The 14,740-nt window shown below is 50.2% G+C and carries 32 protein-coding genes; 27 read left to right on the top strand and 5 right to left on the bottom strand.

Features of this window, described 5'->3' with window-relative positions; all coding sequences use genetic code 11:
• Positions 1-87: 87 nt before the first annotated feature.
• Positions 88-852, bottom strand: a complete 765-nt coding sequence (locus tag KCG54_RS01920) for a S24 family peptidase (protein ID WP_254324480.1) — start codon at positions 850-852, stop codon at positions 88-90.
• A gap of 342 nt (positions 853-1,194) precedes the next feature.
• On the opposite strand from KCG54_RS01920, the gene KCG54_RS01925 reads away from it, so the two are divergent.
• From KCG54_RS01925 to KCG54_RS01985, 14 genes are all read left to right on the top strand, one after another.
• The gene (locus KCG54_RS01925; RefSeq protein ID WP_254324481.1) at positions 1,195-1,443 is read left to right on the top strand and encodes a helix-turn-helix domain-containing protein; all 249 of its coding nucleotides are present in this window, start codon (positions 1,195-1,197) and stop codon (positions 1,441-1,443) included.
• A 115-nt stretch (positions 1,444-1,558) separates the two neighbouring features.
• Complete coding sequence (locus tag KCG54_RS01930; protein ID WP_254324482.1) at positions 1,559-3,640, top strand: Mu transposase C-terminal domain-containing protein; 2,082 nt, start codon at positions 1,559-1,561, stop codon at positions 3,638-3,640.
• Between the two features lie 62 nt (positions 3,641-3,702).
• Positions 3,703-4,422, top strand: a complete 720-nt coding sequence (locus KCG54_RS01935) for an AAA family ATPase (RefSeq protein WP_254324483.1) — start codon at positions 3,703-3,705, stop codon at positions 4,420-4,422.
• Complete coding sequence (locus tag KCG54_RS01940) at positions 4,419-4,988, top strand: helix-turn-helix transcriptional regulator (protein ID WP_070695161.1); 570 nt, start codon at positions 4,419-4,421, stop codon at positions 4,986-4,988. The genes KCG54_RS01935 and KCG54_RS01940 overlap by 4 nt, the downstream gene beginning before the upstream one ends.
• Entirely contained in the window at positions 4,981-5,328 is a 348-nt protein-coding gene (locus tag KCG54_RS01945) for an XRE family transcriptional regulator (RefSeq protein ID WP_254324484.1), read from the top strand. The genes KCG54_RS01940 and KCG54_RS01945 overlap by 8 nt, the downstream gene beginning before the upstream one ends.
• A 1-nt stretch (position 5,329) precedes the next feature.
• Positions 5,330-5,572, top strand: coding sequence for a toxin PIN (locus tag KCG54_RS01950; protein ID WP_254324485.1), 243 nt, complete (start codon positions 5,330-5,332; stop codon positions 5,570-5,572).
• Between the two features lie 27 nt (positions 5,573-5,599).
• Positions 5,600-5,839 carry a hypothetical protein gene (locus tag KCG54_RS01955; protein ID WP_249552283.1) on the top strand — a complete coding sequence of 80 codons (240 nt, stop codon included), beginning with the start codon at positions 5,600-5,602 and terminating at the stop codon, positions 5,837-5,839.
• A gap of 99 nt (positions 5,840-5,938) precedes the next feature.
• Positions 5,939-6,094, top strand: a complete 156-nt coding sequence (locus tag KCG54_RS01960) for a hypothetical protein (RefSeq protein WP_168162045.1) — start codon at positions 5,939-5,941, stop codon at positions 6,092-6,094.
• Positions 6,091-6,213 (top strand): hypothetical protein, encoded by a 123-nt coding sequence (locus tag KCG54_RS11945; RefSeq protein ID WP_256388733.1) that lies wholly within the window; start codon positions 6,091-6,093, stop codon positions 6,211-6,213. Before KCG54_RS01960 ends, KCG54_RS11945 begins: the two co-directional genes overlap by 4 nt.
• A 79-nt stretch (positions 6,214-6,292) precedes the next feature.
• Positions 6,293-6,460: a hypothetical protein gene (locus KCG54_RS01965; RefSeq protein ID WP_254324486.1), complete on the top strand. Its 168-nt coding sequence runs from the start codon at positions 6,293-6,295 to the stop codon at positions 6,458-6,460.
• Positions 6,460-6,888, top strand: coding sequence for a hypothetical protein (locus KCG54_RS01970; protein WP_254324487.1), 429 nt, complete (start codon positions 6,460-6,462; stop codon positions 6,886-6,888). Before KCG54_RS01965 ends, KCG54_RS01970 begins: the two co-directional genes overlap by 1 nt.
• A complete protein-coding gene (locus tag KCG54_RS01975) occupies positions 6,885-7,370 on the top strand; it encodes a hypothetical protein (RefSeq protein ID WP_254324488.1) in 486 nt (161 codons plus the stop codon). Before KCG54_RS01970 ends, KCG54_RS01975 begins: the two co-directional genes overlap by 4 nt.
• On the top strand, positions 7,367-7,855 hold the full coding sequence (locus KCG54_RS01980) for a hypothetical protein (RefSeq protein ID WP_254324489.1): 489 nt from the start codon (positions 7,367-7,369) through the stop codon (positions 7,853-7,855). The genes KCG54_RS01975 and KCG54_RS01980 overlap by 4 nt, the downstream gene beginning before the upstream one ends.
• 24 nt (positions 7,856-7,879) lie before the next feature.
• Positions 7,880-8,398, top strand: coding sequence for a host-nuclease inhibitor Gam family protein (locus KCG54_RS01985; protein ID WP_106740709.1), 519 nt, complete (start codon positions 7,880-7,882; stop codon positions 8,396-8,398).
• Between the two features lie 147 nt (positions 8,399-8,545).
• On the opposite strand, the gene KCG54_RS01990 is transcribed toward KCG54_RS01985, so the two are convergent.
• The 4 genes from KCG54_RS01990 to KCG54_RS02005 form a co-directional block, all read right to left on the bottom strand.
• Positions 8,546-8,761 carry a hypothetical protein gene (locus tag KCG54_RS01990; protein ID WP_002213624.1) on the bottom strand — a complete coding sequence of 72 codons (216 nt, stop codon included), beginning with the start codon at positions 8,759-8,761 and terminating at the stop codon, positions 8,546-8,548.
• A gap of 3 nt (positions 8,762-8,764) precedes the next feature.
• A complete protein-coding gene (locus tag KCG54_RS01995) occupies positions 8,765-8,941 on the bottom strand; it encodes a DNA polymerase III (RefSeq protein WP_254324490.1) in 177 nt (58 codons plus the stop codon).
• Between the two features lie 3 nt (positions 8,942-8,944).
• Positions 8,945-9,535, bottom strand: a complete 591-nt coding sequence (locus KCG54_RS02000) for an antA/AntB antirepressor family protein (RefSeq protein ID WP_254324491.1) — start codon at positions 9,533-9,535, stop codon at positions 8,945-8,947.
• Between the two features lie 143 nt (positions 9,536-9,678).
• On the bottom strand, positions 9,679-9,855 hold the full coding sequence (locus KCG54_RS02005; protein ID WP_168160662.1) for a hypothetical protein: 177 nt from the start codon (positions 9,853-9,855) through the stop codon (positions 9,679-9,681).
• Positions 9,856-10,366: 511 nt separating this feature from the next.
• Between KCG54_RS02005 and KCG54_RS02010 the strand changes: the two genes are divergently transcribed.
• The 13 genes from KCG54_RS02010 (at position 10,367) to KCG54_RS02070 (ending at position 14,739) form a co-directional block, all read left to right on the top strand.
• Positions 10,367-10,558: a hypothetical protein gene (locus KCG54_RS02010; RefSeq protein ID WP_254324492.1), complete on the top strand. Its 192-nt coding sequence runs from the start codon at positions 10,367-10,369 to the stop codon at positions 10,556-10,558.
• 100 nt (positions 10,559-10,658) lie between these two features.
• Positions 10,659-10,970: a hypothetical protein gene (locus KCG54_RS02015; RefSeq protein ID WP_254324493.1), complete on the top strand. Its 312-nt coding sequence runs from the start codon at positions 10,659-10,661 to the stop codon at positions 10,968-10,970.
• Positions 10,971-11,145: 175 nt separating this feature from the next.
• Positions 11,146-11,550, top strand: coding sequence for a gp16 family protein (locus KCG54_RS02020; protein WP_254324494.1), 405 nt, complete (start codon positions 11,146-11,148; stop codon positions 11,548-11,550).
• 107 nt (positions 11,551-11,657) lie between these two features.
• On the top strand, positions 11,658-12,026 hold the full coding sequence (locus tag KCG54_RS02025; protein WP_254324495.1) for a Mor transcription activator family protein: 369 nt from the start codon (positions 11,658-11,660) through the stop codon (positions 12,024-12,026).
• 160 nt (positions 12,027-12,186) lie between these two features.
• Entirely contained in the window at positions 12,187-12,732 is a 546-nt protein-coding gene (locus KCG54_RS02030; protein ID WP_254324496.1) for an N-acetylmuramoyl-L-alanine amidase, read from the top strand.
• Entirely contained in the window at positions 12,729-12,932 is a 204-nt protein-coding gene (locus tag KCG54_RS02035) for a hypothetical protein (protein WP_070646193.1), read from the top strand. Before KCG54_RS02030 ends, KCG54_RS02035 begins: the two co-directional genes overlap by 4 nt.
• Before the next feature lie 2 nt (positions 12,933-12,934).
• A complete protein-coding gene (locus KCG54_RS02040; protein WP_254324497.1) occupies positions 12,935-13,099 on the top strand; it encodes a hypothetical protein in 165 nt (54 codons plus the stop codon).
• A 2-nt stretch (positions 13,100-13,101) separates the two neighbouring features.
• A complete protein-coding gene (locus tag KCG54_RS02045; protein ID WP_002219316.1) occupies positions 13,102-13,338 on the top strand; it encodes a hypothetical protein in 237 nt (78 codons plus the stop codon).
• Entirely contained in the window at positions 13,310-13,729 is a 420-nt protein-coding gene (locus tag KCG54_RS02050; RefSeq protein WP_254324498.1) for a hypothetical protein, read from the top strand. The genes KCG54_RS02045 and KCG54_RS02050 overlap by 29 nt, the downstream gene beginning before the upstream one ends.
• The gene (locus KCG54_RS12000) at positions 13,626-13,943 is read left to right on the top strand and encodes a hypothetical protein (protein WP_349306431.1); all 318 of its coding nucleotides are present in this window, start codon (positions 13,626-13,628) and stop codon (positions 13,941-13,943) included. The genes KCG54_RS02050 and KCG54_RS12000 overlap by 104 nt, the downstream gene beginning before the upstream one ends.
• Positions 13,940-14,269 (top strand): hypothetical protein, encoded by a 330-nt coding sequence (locus tag KCG54_RS02060; protein WP_254324500.1) that lies wholly within the window; start codon positions 13,940-13,942, stop codon positions 14,267-14,269. The genes KCG54_RS12000 and KCG54_RS02060 overlap by 4 nt, the downstream gene beginning before the upstream one ends.
• 9 nt (positions 14,270-14,278) lie before the next feature.
• Positions 14,279-14,545 (top strand): hypothetical protein, encoded by a 267-nt coding sequence (locus KCG54_RS02065; protein WP_002213614.1) that lies wholly within the window; start codon positions 14,279-14,281, stop codon positions 14,543-14,545.
• The gene (locus KCG54_RS02070; RefSeq protein ID WP_049227001.1) at positions 14,542-14,739 is read left to right on the top strand and encodes a hypothetical protein; all 198 of its coding nucleotides are present in this window, start codon (positions 14,542-14,544) and stop codon (positions 14,737-14,739) included. The genes KCG54_RS02065 and KCG54_RS02070 overlap by 4 nt, the downstream gene beginning before the upstream one ends.
• Position 14,740 lies beyond the last annotated feature (1 nt).

Raw genomic sequence — 14,740 nt, forward strand, 5'->3', positions numbered from 1 at the left:
ATTTTAGAATTGCGAAAAAAGCACGAAATCTGACAGTTTTTTGTCAGTTTCGCGCTTTTTTTGTCATGGGAATTATCGGGAAGCTGGTTATTTTGATATGCCGCAGCTCCATAGGTATTTGCCGAGGATTTGGAAGTCAGCGGGGGTAGTGGCGGACAGGGTCAGTTGGGTTGTCGGGTAGATGGATTTATTTGGGTTGTCGCTGATGATGTTGAGTGTATCGGCGGTCAGGCGTTGCAGACGTTTGACTCGGAGTTCGTCTTGTTGTCGAAACAGGTAGATTCCTTCACGGGTGTAGCGCGTGGCGGTTTGCCATAGGACGGTGCCTTGGTCGATTAGGGTTGGAAACATGCTGTCCCCGTCGATACGGGTACAGAAGCAGTCTGCGGGGGAAAGCTGCAGGTGTTTGAAGAAGGCGGTTCGGAACCACATGGCTTCGGGGTTGGTATCCCACGGTATTGCGCCGCTGCCTGTGCTTGCGAAGACTTCTTTGTAATAGCGGACGGGTACGATGTCGCGCGTATCCTGACGTGCTGCCCAGTCTGCGTAATCCATATTTTCGATATGTGCTACATCGGGTTGAGTGTTGCGGACTTCAAGCGGTGTGTCTGTTTCCGCGCCATCTATCAAATGGAGCAAGCCTTTTTGTTCCAATTCATCAATAACATAAGGAGGAAGAGGGTAGATTCTTTTAACACCTTTCTTCCCACCTTGTGAAGGTGCTTCTTCATATTCCCAATGTTCTCTTTCTGCCCTGTATTGAATGGCGCGAGTTGTATTCGGCAGGCTTATTAGATTCAACTGGGTAATCAAATTCTGAATTTCAGAGATGCTGAATTTTGGCTCTTTCATTTCCATGCTCCAATCAAAAACATGGAAAAAATCTTAGAAATTATTTTCATATTTAAAACAATCACTTGTTAAAACAATATAGAAAAGCATGGAAATTTTAGTTACGAAATAATTTCCAAGTTATATAATTTTAAAAACAGCGAAACGGCAACTTTAAAACAGTATAACCGATTTTGCAGTGTTCTTTAACAATTTGGAAATAGCCAAAAAAATGACGGGTATCCGACCCGTCAGGAAGGAGACTGTTTAACAGGTCGTCTGAAACGGTTCGGACGACCGATTAAACGGTTTTAATTTGATTTCGTGGGTAAACACCCACGCTACATATATTAAGGAGTATTTATGCACCCAGAACTAATACGGGCGGAAATTAAGATGAAGGGGCTGACGCTTGCCGATGTGGCTGCGATGGCAGGTATAGGAGAAAGCACAGTGCGTCAGGCTTTGAGAAAGCCATCGACTGCCGGCGAGATGGCGATTGCGAAAGTGTTGGGCAAGCCATTGTATGAGCTGTGGCCGGAACGGTGGACGAAAGACGGGCGGCGCATCCGCCCTCGCTACACTTATTTATATAAAGAGGCAGCAGCATGAAAACGCATTACTCGATTTCCGAGTTATTGGAAATGAACTTAGAAAAATTTCCTAAAACGAATAGAGCAATCTTATATAAGGTTGAACGAGAGAAGTGGTCTTTTATTGAAGCCTCTTGTCAGGGGGGAAAAACGGAAAACGCCGCGAATATGCACCGCCCCCTGAAGTATTGAAACTGATTCAGGCGAAGAAGTTGAACGAGGTTTTGGGCGGTTTGTCAGATTTGCCCACTCCCCTGTCTTCTTATGAAGAAAAAGGCAACGAGGCGGCGGGGCTGCCCTCTCCTGATGTGAGAGGGGGACAGCTGACAATCGGTGTTGCGGACGGCTCGACGGAGCAACAACGGCTGTGTGAATCGGCACGACGCGGGGTTTTGTCTGCGGTCGAGCGGGTAATGGCGGAATCGGGTGTGTCGAAGGAGGCGGCGATGACGACTGTTTTGACGCAGGCGAAGATGCCTGGCTTCGAGCATATTGCGAAGCTGTTTTCTTTGGCTGCCGACGGGCGTGGCGGCGGTGGGAAACTGCCGAGCGTACGGACAATCAAGCGGTGGTTTGCGGCGCGGGAATCTAACAGCCTTGCGCCGAAATCCAGAACCGAGGATATGAACGTCCCGTCTTGGCTGCCTGTGTTTTTGGAATGCTACCGGCTGCCGATGAAGCCTTCTGTTTCCGAAGCTTACCGCTTGTTTGTTAGCAGGCTGGAGGCTTTGCCCTCTCCCCAACCCTCTTCCACGGGGAGAGTGGGCGATGTGCCAAGTATTCATCAAGTGCGCCGGTGGTTGGGAAAGCTTGGCAATGTGGAGCGTGAACGCGGACGACGCGGTGCGCGGGATTTGAAAAATATCCTGCCGCACAAACGGCGCGATTTCCTGCACTTGAAACCTGCCGCCATCTACACCGCCGACGGTCATACATTTGATGCGGAGGTATTGAATCCGTTGTCGGGTCTGCCGTTCAGACCTGAAATTACGACGGTTTTGGACGTTGGCACAAGACGGTGTATGGGCTGGAGCGTGGGATTGGCGGAAAGCCGGTTTACTGTGCTTGAGGCTTTAAGCCACGCGAGCCGCGCGGCCATCGGTGCGCTTTGGTATGTGGACTGGGGACGTGGCTTTGAAAACTTGATGATGACGGATGAGGCAACGGGTCTGATGGGCAGGCTGGGCATGACGATGACGCATTCGCGGGCTTATAACTCGCAAGCGAAGGGCGCGTCGGAACGCAGCCATAATATTTTCACGCGGGCGGCGGCGAACCTGCCGTCTTTTGTGGGGAAAAATATGGACGATGAGGCGCGGCAGAAGCTGTTTAAGCTGTCGCGTAAGGAAGTCCGCCTGCACGGGAAGATTTTGAATTCGCCGATTCCGACTTGGGATGAGTTTAAGGGTTATATCGAACGGGTGGTGGACGAATATAACGACCGACCGCACCGTTCGCTGCCTAAGTTTACCGACCGTGAAGGCAAACGCCGGCATATGTCGCCTAATGAATTTTGGGCTTTGAAGGTGGCGGAGTTTGGCGAGCCGCCAAGAGTGTCGCCGGAGGAGGAAGGATATTTGTTCCGACCGCAGGTGATGCGCACGGTACGGCGCGGGGAGGTATCGCTGTTCAGCAATACTTATTATTCCGCCGAACTGATGGAGTTCAACGGCGAAACGGTAAGGGTCGGCTACGACGTGCAGGACGCGCTTTGGGTTTGGATTTACGACGATTTGGGACGGCTTATCTGCAAAGCGGAATGGCATGGCAACTCGACGGACTATATGCCTGTCAGCGTCTTGGAACGCGCGGAAGACAAACGCAACGACGAGCGTCTGAAACGCAACGAGCTGCAACAGCAAAACATCCTGAAAGAACGCCGCGTACCGACCATCGAACATCAGGACTCGGTCAATATCGGGGGGATGGTGCTGGATATGGGCCAAATCAAGGCTAAGGCTGCCGCATTGGCAGCACGCCGAAACCGTGAGGACGATTTAACGGTCGAGGCTGTGGCAGTGAAGGCGGTGGAAATGCCGTCTGAAACGGAAGCTGCCGCGGGCTGGTCGGTACCGTCCGAAGCATCGGAGCGGTTTGCGCTGTATCAGCGTCTTTGCGGTCAGACGGATTTGCCGCCGCAGGCGCAAAGATGGCTGGAGCGTTACCCGCAAAGCAATGAGTATAAGGCGTTGTCCAAGCGGGCGATGCTGGCTTGATTTCAGACGACCTTTCGGGGTCTTAAACAAGGTTTATTCACTATTTTAAAAGGATTTTAAAAATGAAAATTGCAAATATCAACAATCTGTCTTTGGTCTCTGTTGCAATGGAGCGTTTGGTCAACCGTCAGGACGGTTTGCCGGGCTTGGGTGTGTTGTACGGCCCTTCGGGTTTCGGCAAGACGACGGCGACGGTGGCGGTGGCGAATGAGACACGCGCTTACTATGTCCAGCTGCGCAGCGCATGGAGCAAAAAGACGCTGTTGGAAAAAATCTGCTTCGAGATGGGCTTGCCGCCTGCCCGGACGGCGGCGGGTTGTTTGGATGTGATCTGCGAACAGTTGGCCGCCAGCCAACGTCCGTTGATTTTGGATGAGGCGGACTATTTGGTTACGCATAAGGGATTGGTCGAGCTGGTGCGCGACATCTACGAGGGCAGCCAAGCCCCGCTGATGTTGGTGGGCGAGGAGATGTTGCCGACTAAACTTAAGAAATTCGAGCGTTTCCACGGCCGCGTGCTGGCTTGGGTACCTGCGCAACCTGTCGATTTGGCAGACGCGGAAGAGTTGGCGAAGGTTTACGCGCCTGATTTGACGTTTGAAAAAGATGCGCTGTCTTATTTGGTGGATTTGGCGCACGACTCGGTACGCCGCGTAACGGTCAATTTGGTCAATCTGTTGGAGCTTGCCAACCAGCAAGGCTTGGATACGGTAACGCGCGAGGTTTGTGCGAAAGCCGACCTGTACAAGGGCGAAGCACCTAAACGCGGGGTCAAATTATGAGCGTGACGACATTGACGAAGCCCCGCAACCGCCGACAAGAGATTTGGAACTGTCTGCGGGGTAATAAGGACAGGCTTCAGACGGTCTCTGAAATCGCCAAAGCCTGCCAACTGAGCGGGAATACGGTGTACACGTATCTGAAAGCTCTTAATAAAGGCGGGTTTGTGTCGATACAGAAGGGTTCGGACTTTTGCAGCCCGTACGGATACCGACTGGAGCGGGATGCGGGTGTGGATGCGCCCCGCTTGTCTGATGACGGTCAGCCGTTGAAATGTCCGGTAACGGAAGCCTTGTGGCGGACGATGCGGATTTTGAAAACCTTTGACTTGGACAGCCTGACGGCCCACGTCAATATGACACACCCTGTCAGCCGCAGTATGGCCAAGGTTTATGCTCAACACCTTGAAGCGGCGGGTTATCTGAAAAATACGGGCAACGCTCGGAAAAAATCGTTTGTCCTTTTGAAGAATACAGGGTCGAAAGCACCGCAGCTTCTGGCTGTCAGAGAGGTGTACGACCCAAATATAAACGAAATTGTATTAAGGGAGGTTCCTGATTATGAATGAAAAAGATTATATGAAAGAAGATTGGTACGCGGTTTTGAAGGAAGAGGTCGAGAAAGACGGACTGATGAAGACTGCGGCAAAACTCCGATACAGCGCGACAAGCATCAGTCTGATTTTGAACGGCAAATACAACGGCAAGCCTGACAAAGTTGCTGCGAAAGTGACGGATGTATTTCGCAAGGTGATGTGTCCGTTTGAAGGTCGACGGATGGAACGAGCCGAATGTATTGAAATCTCTCTCTCCCCCGCTCCGACGCATAACCCTATCAAAATGCAGCACTGGCGAGCATGTCAAAAGTGTGAAATTAAACCATGCGAAAAGCGTAAAAAGGTTAGCTGAAATGAGACAAGAATATGCGGTACACGCCGGAGTCTATGAGGACACTTGGCACGATTATGAAACCCATAAACGGAGGCAGATTTGGCGGGCGGATGTGCGCGGCAAGCGGAAAGAAGGCTTTGCATGGTTGCAAATCCGCCGACTGCGGAAACGCTTCGAGAGCAAAGAGGAAGCCAAGGAATGGGCGGCGCAGGTTAAGGCGGATTGGGTACGCAATAATTTTTTTGCCTTAAGAAAATATTAACTAATTGATTTATAAGGAAATAGGAAAATGTCTAATTTGTTTTGCGAACGAAAAACCAAGTGGATCAGTTTGGCTTTTTGGTTGTTGTTTTGGGCGGTTTTGGTGGGAACGATGCTTCACAGCTGCTCTAAGCCAGTGGTGTCAGCGGCGAAGTTGGAAATGTCACGCCGCGAGCGGATGGCGGATTTGGAGGCTCAAGCTTTGGGCGAGCAATACGAATCGATGAGTACGGAGGAAAAAATGAAAGGGATTGTTTATGAGCGATAAGCCATTGAGTCCTACGGCGAAACAAGAGGCTTTGGAACGTGCGCTTAAGGAAATCCGCGCGAAATATGGCGATAAGGCGATTGTGAAAGGATGTGTGAAATGAGTTTCGGACGACGTAATACGGATTGGCAGGCTTGGGGACAACACCGCAGGCGTGCGACGGCGCGAATGGCGCAAAAAAACCGAGAGCGCGAAATCGAGGAATATCAGGCGCGTTTTAAACGGCCTGCCGAGAAGAAGGAGGAGAAAAAATGATTTGGTTTGTTGTCGGATTGGCGGTGTTGGTACTGCTGGGGATTTGGCTTGAAATGTTGGCCCGAATCGTCGTGTTGCACATGATCGGCGAAGGCCATGACGGTTATGACGACAATTAAAACGGTAAGCCGTTGATGTTGCTCTATATTTTTTTGCCTTATTGAAAATATAAGGTATTGATTTAAAAGGATTTAAGAAATGAATGGAAAAGAAATTGCAGAATGGATCGAAGACCGTGGCGAGCTGATGATCATGAAGAAGGACGGCGAAGGCTTTGTAATCGCTGCGCGGTCGCCGGATGGGATGTGGAAGACTGCCGAGGCGGGAACTTTGGCTCAGGCGATAACTTTATGGGAGGAAGCGTGATGGACATTGAGCAATACAACCCTAAAAAGAGTCCGAAATATAGCAATTTTATTTATAGATTTTTGAAAAAGAACAAAAAAATTATACCGCATAGAGGAATGCCGGTTATCGAAAAGTTTGACACACTAGGTATCTGGAGGATCGGATGGCATGACAACGACGGGTGGTTTACCGGTGCTCCCATCAGTTTTTTACCCAATGGCAAGGTAGAGATTTATGCATTTAAGCCAGGCGGACAAGTTGTCGAACAAGTTAAATGGTGTGATTACAAACGTATTGGAGCCTGTGCTATTGACGGGCATGCGCATAAATGGCGCGAAGTTAATAAAAACAGCCGGTGCTGCGAATACTGCGGCCAATGGATACGGAGGAAAGTTAAAACCGAAAAAGTTATTCGCCGCCGCGATATTTGGGAGATTGAATCATGATTTGCCGTTGTCCTAACTGCGGGGCGGCCAACAGCTTGGATAGCTTGGTCAGCGACGCCGAAGCAGCCGAAGTGCTGAAGATGTTGCTGGAACTTGATGCTGATATCGGGAAAGCGGCTATCCGCTACATCGGTCTCTTCCGCCCTGCCAAGTCCCAGCTCTCTTGGGCGCGTACCGCGAAACTGCTGAACGAGTTAATGCCTATGATTAAGGCACAGGAGGCGGCACGCGACGGGGTTTGTTTTCCTGCCCCTACCGAGGCTTGGATTCATGGTTTTAACGAGACGGTCAACGCACGCGACCAAGGCCGTCTGAAAACGCCGCTGAAGTCGCACGGATACTTATACGAAATCCTTGCGGGCTGGGTTGGCCAGCCAAGAGCAGGGAATCAGACAAACCAACCCAACCGCCGCGCCGCTCTGCCGGCCAACCCCAGCCAAACCCTTACCGCAGCCGCCTCACTGCAAGGACTGAAAAAATGAAAGAACTGCCTACTCAACTGCATAACGCCATGATCGACGGCCTGACCATGCTTTTGACCCTGCGTCTGAGTGGTTCGCCGGCTGCCGATACTGTGGCCGCGACTGCGCAAACATGGAACCGTGTATTGGCGCACGGCCGGGCGTGGGACGAAACGCGAGATGTACCGCGATTTCAGACGGCCTTTATGGTATTGGCGAATGAAACCGACCGCTGGCCGTCGCCCAAAGACTTTTTAGACAAGCTGCCGCCACCGCCGGAGCCGCTGAAATTGGAACACCGCTACCACCCCACGGCGGAGGAAAAAGCGAAAGGGAAATCAGCTTTAAACCGCATTCAGGGCGTAATTAAAGAGGTGTTAAGAGGCAAGTCACTGATACCGTCTCCGGCTGAAACCGCCACCGAGCAGATTTTGAGAAACCGCGCGAAAGTTGAAGCACTTGCCAAGCGCGAACGCGAACAAGGCTTGAGCAAGCCGAAATGTTAAACCCAACCTGAAAGGAAAGAAAAAATGGCTAAAACCCGAATCAAACAGCCCGCTATCGAAGCGGCACAAGATAAAGCGGAAGTTACTGCGTTTATCCGCAAAATCGGCGATTTGCAACGCGAAGTCAAACGCCTGGAAACCGAAGCCGGAGACAAAAAAGCGGTCATCGAAGAAGAATATGCCGCCAAAGCCGCGCCGATGTGTGCCGAAATCATGAGCCTGACCGAACGTGTGGCCGCATACTGCGAGGCACATAAGGACGAGCTGACGGAAAACGGTAAAACCAAAACCGTGGACTTTACTACCGGCCTGATTAAATGGCGCATCCGTCCGCCATCTGTCAAGGTAACGGGCGTGGCTGCCGTCTTGGCGTGGCTCTCGGAGAAATCCGCCTTTGCTGAGTTTGTACGCACGAAAAAGGAAATCGATAAAGACGCCATCCTGAATCAAAAAGAGCGTTTTTCAGACGGCCAAGTGCCGGGGATTAAGATTGTGTCGGGGCTTGAGGATTTTGTGATTGAGCCGAGCGAACAAATTCTATAAAATCAACAGCCTGATTTCAATTCAGTGTGTTGAAACGTGATTGAGCCTACGGAGCAGGAGTTGATGTGATGATTTAAAACAATGTTAAAGGCCGTCTGAAATGGGGTTTAAAACCTGTTTCAGACGGCCTTTTTTAATGCCCTAGATTCAGGCTGCTTTCTCTTCCTGCTCGTACACGGCGTTGTAGAAAGCGGCGGACAGCTTGTCGGCTTTCTCGGAGGCGGTTTCAATCACGGCAGACAAACCGTCTTCAATTCCTTCCATGTCCATATCCAAAACTTTCAGATGGTTGAGCGTGAACACCAGCAGATTCAGGGCTTTGAGGCTGTCTTGGTCGAAAGTCAGAGTATAGGTGGTATTCATGGCTCACACCTCCTCTTCTTTCTGTTTTTGGTCAAGTATGTTGGCGTATTCGGACAACACTAGCAGCAGGCAGCCACATTGTTCCATCTCCTCTTTCCCCATTGCTTTGCGGTCCAACAGGTTTGTGCCGATAAAATTCAAAGCGTTTGAAAGCTGGTTCAAGGCAAATTCGGTATTCATGGCTTAACCCTCCAATCCCAAAGACTGTTGTTGTGCCACCATTTTGGGCTTAGGGACATATTCCAAGAAACCCAAATCGTTGAGTTTTTTGAGACGGTAGGAAACCGCGCCGGGGGTCATGTCCAAGAGTTTGCCTATTTCGGTCAGGTTCAAGCCCATACTGCGGTAGCGCAGCAGCGCGAGCATTTCGGGCGCGGCTTGGAAATAGGCGTCTTCCAATGCATCGATGCGGTATAGCACGGCATCGGGCAGGGCTTTTGCCTGTTTCTCCATTTCGATAAAATATCGGCGGGCTTGGCGTCCTTTGTCGTTACGTTCAACCATGCACAGCTCTTTTGCCATATCGAGGGATAAATAATACCCCTGAACAGTTTTATCACGCTGTCCAAAGAAACCTGCTTCGGTGCGGACAATTTTGTCCACGCCGATAAAATCAAGGGCTTGTGTAAATCCGTATTCTTCAATGCGACGCTGAATCCATTTAGAAAATGGTGTTTCCACACCTAAGAACTTATGCAGGTCATGAGCATCAACCAGTGCTTGTGTTTGATTGTCCAATTGACCTGAAACAGTTGGGATGAGTTGGGTATTCATGGTATTATTACCTTTCATTTTTCGTGAATGACGAGGAAAGAGAGTTGCTGCTCTGCTTTCCACCTGTTCCCCCGAAGCTCCAACTTCGGGGGAATTTCATTACTGCCTAAGCAGTGTTTGTATATTAATATGTGTCCACATAATTAGTCAAGCTGATTTTTGAAATCTTCGCGTATTTTTTCTTTAACCCATTGAGAAAAATCAAGATTATTGGCTATTTCCAAAATATCCCTTTCTGTTTCGCGGTTAAAAGAAACTTTTTTAATAACACGCTTGGCTTCCGCCCTTTTACGGTATTCAGCCAATTTTTCATCAACCATAGGTAAACTCCTTGATTTTTTTAGCCGTCTTTTATAAGATGGGAACTAAGGGCGGCGGCTACCGCCCTTAGCTTTCAGTTTCCTAGTAAGCCTTACCGCTTACCAATATCAGAAACAGAAAGAACAGAATTTGAAGGTAGGACTTCATTTTCTTTCTCCCGTAACAGCCCCGCTTCGGTGGGGCTTTTCCCGTATCGGGCTTCACTGCCCCGATAAATTAAATTATATATGTGTCCACATAATTAATCAAGCATTTCCCAAACATAATCAGAGAAAAAGGTCGTCTGAAACGTTTTCAGACGACCTTTTGTTGTTGTCGGGCATCAATGCCCTGCCATTTGTGCGACGTTGCGAGCATGTAAATCAAGATATGGTATTTTAGTGTGTATTTTTGGAAGAAATTTACCATATATAGTATTAAAATATTATACATTTATTTTATATAGGTTTGATTTTCTTGAAAAATAAATCCTATATGCTAATATTTGCACTATTTAAGCGAGGTTAAAAAATGAATGCCATCAAAGAATATACGGCAGTCCGCGAACGGCTGCTCAATGCTGCCGATTATTTGGAAGAAGTCCGTAAAGACCGTAAGACGAGCAATATTGTGTCCGTGGAATTTGTGCCGCCGAAAATCGGGGCTCGGGGTTACGGCAAATTCAAAGTCCGTTACAAAACCTTAGTGGCGGTTGATTTATGAGCGGGGAAAAATCCGAGAATCTGCCGGTCGATGAGCAGCAGAAAATGCTTCAGGAGTTTTAGAACTTCAAAAACAGGATATTGCGGTCAAACAGAAGGAGTTGGAAAGCCGTAAGGACGAAATCCAATCTCACGAACGCATTGCACTGGCTACCATCGAAGCGCAAAAACAGGGTGAACAGCAACATGGTGAGATTTTCAAAGAGGTACACAAACGCCGTCTGAATGCCGTGATTGCTATTGCTTTTCTCATTGCCGCCGTGCTGATTATTGCTTTATGGCGCGATAAGGACAGCGTCGCTATTGAAATTGTCAAAATCGGCGGGGCGGTAGCTTTGGGATATTTTGCAGGAATCAACAGAGGTAAAGCGCAAACCTTGGGAAAGCAACGGCGCGAAAAAGACAGTGATTAGATTGTAGTAAAAAAGGCCGTCTGAAACGTTTTGGCGAAACTCGCAAGGCTCGTTTTCAGACGGCTTTTTTATGCCTATCAGTTTCGCAAAAAAACATCGGCTTACTACAACATATAGTATTTTATCTGTATAATATGCGTTAATTAATCAATATATTGTGTTTTAGGAGTTTGGAATGCGCCGTGCGTTGATTGCGAAAATCAAGATTGCTCAAAAGGAGCTGGGCTTGGACGACGTTACCTATCGTGCGGTCTTGGAGCGTGTGACGGGTAAGCGGTCGTGTACCGAGTGCAGCATCCCTGAGCTGGAGCGCGTGGTCGAGGATTTGCGCCAACATGGGTTTGCGCCGAAAAAAACGGCAGGTCGACGGCCGAACCGCCGCGAGGCTGCCGACCCGATGATGCGCAAAATCGAAGCCCTGCTGCTGGATAACGGCTGGTCTTGGAATTATGCGCACGGTACGGCGAAAAAGATGTTTAAGGTTGACCGCGTGGAATGGTTGTCCGACGGCAATATGCACAAGTTGGTGGCGGCTTTGCAGATTAGCGCGAACCGCAAGAAAAAGGAGAAAACGGGATGAGTTTGAACTGGGAGATGACAGAGCAGGACTTTGAGGATGTGAAACATCTTCTGCCGCAGAGCGTGGTGGCGATGATTACGGTCATCGGGCTTGAAGCGGCGTTTCACATGGTCAAGGTTTGGGGCGGGACGAATTACCCGATTTCCAACCGCCGGCGCAATACGCGCCAGAGCCGAATCTTACACGCACAACTGGTCGAGGACATTGGTGAGGAGGCTGCGGGACGATTGGAGCGAGCTTATGCCGGTCAACCTTTCTTGGCTATCCCGCGCTGCTGGGACGCGATGCGCGAGCTGCGCAACCGATTTATCCGCCGCCAGTATGATGCGATGAGTGCGGAGGGTTTGAGCGATTTGGTTATTGTGCGCGAGCTGGTATTGGCTCATCGGCTGTCTACGCGCAATATCCGATACATTTTGAAAGAGGCCGACCGCGAGGCGGCGGCAAGAGCGCAGACGGATTTATTTGTAGCTTGATTGTGTTGTGTGTTTCTTGTGAGTGGACCTTTGCCCTGCTTTTGCAGGGCTTTTTTTGTATGCGGAACAGTAAGTGCATTTGTGCCGACCGTCTTATGCCGTCTGAAAAGGTTAAATAAGGTTTTGAAAATAAATTGTGATTTGATTTTCGGAGATGTTTATGGGCAAAACTGTAACTTTAACCGCAGGACACAGCAACACCGACCCGGGCGCGGTCAACGGAAGCGACCGTGAGGCGGACTTGGCGCAGGATATGCGCAACATCGTGGCTTCAATCCTGCGTAACGATTACGGCTTGACCGTACGCACCGACGGCGAAGGCAAAGGCAATATGCCGCTTCGCGAAGCGGTCAAGCTGATTCGCGGCTTAGATGTGGCGATTGAGTTCTATACCAATGCGGCCGCCGCGAAAACGGCCACTGGCATTGAGGCGTTGAGTACCGTCAAAAACAAACGCTGGTGTCAGGTGTTGAGCAAAGCCGTTGCCAAGAAAACCGGCTGGAAACTGCGCGGCGAAGACGGCTTTAAACCCGACAATGCGGGCCAGCATTCGCGCCTGGCTTATGTACAAGCCGGCGGCATTGTGTTTGAGCCGTTTTTTATCAGCAACGATGCTGATTTAGCCTTGTTTAAGGCTACAAAATGGGGCATCTGCCGCGCGATTGCGGACGCGATTGCGATGGAATTGGGAGCGGCTAAGGTATGAAAAAGTCTTTGATTGCTTTATCTATTGCCTATTGGGCAAAGTTGAAAAACGGTTTTGGCGTACCGCTGTTACCTGAAATCCAAATCACGCCAAGCCCTGTTCGGGTAGGCTCTTTGAAACAACATCCGAGCCTGCGCTTGGGTAAATCAGGCGTGGCGGCAGCCAAACGCGCGGCGCGTAAACGCAAGAATCGTCGTTAATCATGGGACAGGTTGAGTTTTACGAAAAGATGATTGAGCAATGGTCGCGCAAAAGCCTCGAGGCAAGCGAACAGGCAGATTTGGCTGCGTTTGAATTTGCGGAGGGCGAACTGGCCAATTATCGGGAAATGCTGAAACGGCACCTGCAAACCAAAAGTGTGGAATAGCAATGCGTATTTTGGATATTTTTAAAAACCCGGCGACAGGCAATGTGTCGCACTCGAAACTGTGGGCAAATGTTGCCTGCGCGGCGGGGACGTTTAAGTTTGTGATGTTGCCCGACCCGTCGGCGGAAATTTGGGCGGTGTATTTGGGCATTGTCGGCGGCTATGCGGTGGCGCGCTCGTTTGTCAGCGTCAAACGTCAGGAGGTCGAGAATGAATCTCGTGAAACTGCTGGCGAATAACTGGCAGCCGATTGCCATCATCGCACTTATCGGCACGGGTTTGGCGGTGTCGCACCATCAAGGCTACAAGGCAGCCTTTGCCAAACAGCAAGCGGTCATCGACAAGATGGAGCACGATAAGGCGCAAGCCCTGCTGTTGTCGGCTCAAAACTATGCGCGTGAGCTGGAAAATGCGCGTGCGGAAGCTAAAAAATATGAAGTCAAGGCGCACGCCGTCGGCATGGCTTTGGCGAAAAAACAGGCGGAAGTCAGCCGTCTGAAAACGGAAAATAAAAAGGAAATCGAAAATGTCCTTACTCAAGACCGTAAAAATGCAAGCGGCGGTTGTATTGACGGCTTTGGCCATCACGGCCTGCAGCTCTACAACCGCGCCCTCGGCTACGGAAATTAAGGTTGTCGAAAAGGCGGTCATGCCGATACCGCCTGCCGCGTTAATGGTCGCACCGGTGCGCCCGAATGCGCCGAAAGACGGCAAGACGGCCACGCTGTTGGAACACGCCGCCGAGTTTAGCGGCTATGTGGCGGAGCTGGAAAATCAAAATCAGGCTTGGCGCGACTGGGCCAACAGTCAAGCTGAAGTTGACAGTTCGGAGGGCGCGCGATGACGACTTATCGTGAGTTGGTACAACGTACGGTCGCCTGCCGCCATGCGGATTTAGAGCTGGGATTGAGCCGCGCACGCGAGCAAGAGCCGTTTGTCATTCATGTTTCCGACCTGTTGGATAAGGCAGGCATTGAGTACGCAGTGCGTATGGATAAGGATTTCCAGACGACCTTTTGTGTGGAGTTTGACGGCAACGCGCAAGCGGCTGTCTATTCTGCGGTGTCGCCGTATTACCTGATTTTTTCAGGAGATGGCAAATTCGAGGTGGCAAGTCGTCATCCTGACGGCTACTCCGTCCGTATCGTATTCGGCGATGTGCCGGTTTAAGGGGGGTAAATGGATTTCGAATTCGGGTTCAAAACCCTTTGGCCGATTGCGACTGCCGCGTTTTGGTTTTGGGTCAACGGTATTTCAGGCCGTCTGAAAGAGGCGGACAAGCGTATCGACGACCTTAAAGAGGAGTTGCACGCGGTCAAGCTCTCTTATCACACCAAGCAGGATGCCAAGGCAGACAGCACTAATATTGCGGCGGCCTTGGAACGAATTGAAAACAAGTTGGAAAAAGTAAACGAAAAACTGGACAGGAAAGCAGATAAATCATGAGCGACCCGATTTTAGAAGCCTTGGCGCGTATTGAAGCCAAGCAGGATGACCTGCTTGCTAATCAGGCGCGCATGGACGAGGAATTGCAGCAAATTAAGAAAGACTGCAAGAAATCTGCTGCGGTTTATGGCGGTCTCGGCGGCGTGATTGTAACGACCGGCTGGGAGCTGCTGCGAGCCAAGTTCGGAGGCTGAT

The sequence above is a fragment of the Neisseria subflava genome (genome assembly GCF_024205705.1).
Lineage (GTDB): Bacteria > Pseudomonadota > Gammaproteobacteria > Burkholderiales > Neisseriaceae > Neisseria > Neisseria subflava_D.

Coding starts and splice junctions, on each gene's coding strand:
- KCG54_RS02010 (WP_254324492.1), top strand. CDS start 10,367: ATGAATGCCATCAAAGAATATACGGCAGTCCGCGAACGGCTGCTCAAT.
- KCG54_RS02070 (WP_049227001.1), top strand. CDS start 14,542: ATGAGCGACCCGATTTTAGAAGCCTTGGCGCGTATTGAAGCCAAGCAG.
- KCG54_RS02025 (WP_254324495.1), top strand. CDS start 11,658: ATGGTCAAGGTTTGGGGCGGGACGAATTACCCGATTTCCAACCGCCGG.
- KCG54_RS01970 (WP_254324487.1), top strand. CDS start 6,460: ATGGACATTGAGCAATACAACCCTAAAAAGAGTCCGAAATATAGCAAT.
- KCG54_RS01925 (WP_254324481.1), top strand. CDS start 1,195: ATGCACCCAGAACTAATACGGGCGGAAATTAAGATGAAGGGGCTGACG.
- KCG54_RS01945 (WP_254324484.1), top strand. CDS start 4,981: ATGAATGAAAAAGATTATATGAAAGAAGATTGGTACGCGGTTTTGAAG.
- KCG54_RS02040 (WP_254324497.1), top strand. CDS start 12,935: ATGGGACAGGTTGAGTTTTACGAAAAGATGATTGAGCAATGGTCGCGC.
- KCG54_RS01940 (WP_070695161.1), top strand. CDS start 4,419: ATGAGCGTGACGACATTGACGAAGCCCCGCAACCGCCGACAAGAGATT.
- KCG54_RS01995 (WP_254324490.1), bottom strand. CDS start 8,941: ATGAATACCGAATTTGCCTTGAACCAGCTTTCAAACGCTTTGAATTTT.
- KCG54_RS01990 (WP_002213624.1), bottom strand. CDS start 8,761: ATGAATACCACCTATACTCTGACTTTCGACCAAGACAGCCTCAAAGCC.
- KCG54_RS02000 (WP_254324491.1), bottom strand. CDS start 9,535: ATGAATACCCAACTCATCCCAACTGTTTCAGGTCAATTGGACAATCAA.
- KCG54_RS01935 (WP_254324483.1), top strand. CDS start 3,703: ATGAAAATTGCAAATATCAACAATCTGTCTTTGGTCTCTGTTGCAATG.
- KCG54_RS01985 (WP_106740709.1), top strand. CDS start 7,880: ATGGCTAAAACCCGAATCAAACAGCCCGCTATCGAAGCGGCACAAGAT.
- KCG54_RS01960 (WP_168162045.1), top strand. CDS start 5,939: ATGAGTTTCGGACGACGTAATACGGATTGGCAGGCTTGGGGACAACAC.
- KCG54_RS02065 (WP_002213614.1), top strand. CDS start 14,279: ATGGATTTCGAATTCGGGTTCAAAACCCTTTGGCCGATTGCGACTGCC.
- KCG54_RS12000 (WP_349306431.1), top strand. CDS start 13,626: ATGTCCTTACTCAAGACCGTAAAAATGCAAGCGGCGGTTGTATTGACG.
- KCG54_RS02035 (WP_070646193.1), top strand. CDS start 12,729: ATGAAAAAGTCTTTGATTGCTTTATCTATTGCCTATTGGGCAAAGTTG.
- KCG54_RS02045 (WP_002219316.1), top strand. CDS start 13,102: ATGCGTATTTTGGATATTTTTAAAAACCCGGCGACAGGCAATGTGTCG.
- KCG54_RS01950 (WP_254324485.1), top strand. CDS start 5,330: ATGAGACAAGAATATGCGGTACACGCCGGAGTCTATGAGGACACTTGG.
- KCG54_RS01920 (WP_254324480.1), bottom strand. CDS start 852: ATGAAAGAGCCAAAATTCAGCATCTCTGAAATTCAGAATTTGATTACC.
- KCG54_RS01965 (WP_254324486.1), top strand. CDS start 6,293: ATGAATGGAAAAGAAATTGCAGAATGGATCGAAGACCGTGGCGAGCTG.
- KCG54_RS02005 (WP_168160662.1), bottom strand. CDS start 9,855: ATGGTTGATGAAAAATTGGCTGAATACCGTAAAAGGGCGGAAGCCAAG.
- KCG54_RS11945 (WP_256388733.1), top strand. CDS start 6,091: ATGATTTGGTTTGTTGTCGGATTGGCGGTGTTGGTACTGCTGGGGATT.
- KCG54_RS02030 (WP_254324496.1), top strand. CDS start 12,187: ATGGGCAAAACTGTAACTTTAACCGCAGGACACAGCAACACCGACCCG.
- KCG54_RS01955 (WP_249552283.1), top strand. CDS start 5,600: ATGTCTAATTTGTTTTGCGAACGAAAAACCAAGTGGATCAGTTTGGCT.
- KCG54_RS02050 (WP_254324498.1), top strand. CDS start 13,310: ATGAATCTCGTGAAACTGCTGGCGAATAACTGGCAGCCGATTGCCATC.
- KCG54_RS01980 (WP_254324489.1), top strand. CDS start 7,367: ATGAAAGAACTGCCTACTCAACTGCATAACGCCATGATCGACGGCCTG.
- KCG54_RS02060 (WP_254324500.1), top strand. CDS start 13,940: ATGACGACTTATCGTGAGTTGGTACAACGTACGGTCGCCTGCCGCCAT.
- KCG54_RS01975 (WP_254324488.1), top strand. CDS start 6,885: ATGATTTGCCGTTGTCCTAACTGCGGGGCGGCCAACAGCTTGGATAGC.
- KCG54_RS02020 (WP_254324494.1), top strand. CDS start 11,146: ATGCGCCGTGCGTTGATTGCGAAAATCAAGATTGCTCAAAAGGAGCTG.